1 protein-coding gene is annotated in these 1,212 nt (G+C 48.2%); it reads left to right on the plus strand.

The window, feature by feature from the left end; all coding sequences use genetic code 11:
- The first annotated feature begins 222 nt into the window (after positions 1–222).
- Positions 223–1,161, plus strand: a complete 939-nt coding sequence (locus ACM615_RS23705) for an IS110 family transposase (protein ID WP_431012610.1) — start codon at positions 223–225, stop codon at positions 1,159–1,161.
- The last annotated feature ends 51 nt before the right edge of the window (positions 1,162–1,212 follow it).

The raw sequence follows: 1,212 nt of genomic DNA on the forward strand, positions 1-1,212 counted from the left end.
CCTTGTATGTTCATTTCAATGATCGATTTACGTCGTTGATCATTGAAATCTCTTTCAAGCATCTATTATTTTAACGAGTTCTAAACTGATGTGGCAGCAAGTCCGGCCTCTGGGACATCAAGCCCGTGGGGGAGCATCTCTGCGTTACGTCAGCTCATTTTTAACCCGAACAGCTGCCTGGGCGGTGCCTGCACCAGCCCGTATCTACAAGGACGGGAAATAATGAATCAGTCTCAAAAAGCATTTGTCGGCGTCGATATTTCTAAAGAAACCTTCGATGTTTTTATTAACGTTGGCAATTTCTATCAGAAGTTTACTAATAACCAAACTGGCCATGTCGACTTCATTAATTTGCTTAAAAATTATGATGTAGCACAGATAGTCATGGAGGCTACTGGTCGTTATCATTGCGTGTTAGCCGCAAATTTATCCGTGGAAAACTATCCCATATCGGTCGTAAACCCACGGCAGGTTAAGCATTTTTCCTTGTCGCTCGGGAATCTCGCGAAAACGGACAAGCTTGATGCCATGGTGCTGAGTCGCTTTGCACAAGTCGTGTTGCCGCCGCTGACAGTAGCAAGTGATGAGCAGACCCAGCGGCTTGCGCAAATGGTGACAAGACGGCGTCAGTTGATCGATATGCGGACGATGGAAAAAAACCGCCTTGATGGTGTCCATCTTGATGTTGCGGAACTCATTCATCATCACATCGAGTGGCTGAACAGCCAGATAAAAGATCTCGATGATGACATCGGACGGCAGTTGCGTGTGATGCCACTGTGGCAGGAAAAAGCAAAAATCCTGAGCAGTGTCAAAGGCGTAGGCCCAACAACGACGGCGACGTTATTAGCACTTCTGCCTGAGTTAGGAACACTGAGCCGGAGGAAAATTAGTGCTCTGGTGGGTGTGTGCCCTTATTCACACGACAGCGGAAAGCTCAAAGGGAAGCGAGCTATCTGGGGAGGGCGTTCAGCGGTGCGGGCTGCATTGTATATGGCTGCGCTGGTGGCAAAAAAGAATAATAAGGAAATCAAAACGTTTTACGACGGTCTCATCGCTCGTGGAAAGTTAAAGAAAGTTGCGCTAACAGCATGCATCCGGAAACTGGTGACAATCCTGAATGCGATGGTGCGAGATGGTCGTGAATGGGCAGCAAATTAATGGCTGCCGGATTGACATTCGACACAGCTGCTCCCCCTTCGCAGGGGGAGG

It is taken from the genome of Rahnella sp. PAMC25617 (assembly GCF_050606005.1).
In the GTDB taxonomy this organism is placed as follows: domain Bacteria; phylum Pseudomonadota; class Gammaproteobacteria; order Enterobacterales; family Enterobacteriaceae; genus Rahnella; species Rahnella variigena.

Bases quoted from the DNA above. Each gene is read 5' to 3' on its own strand.
- ACM615_RS23705 (WP_431012610.1), top strand. From the start codon at position 223: ATGAATCAGTCTCAAAAAGCATTTGTCGGCGTCGATATTTCTAAAGAA.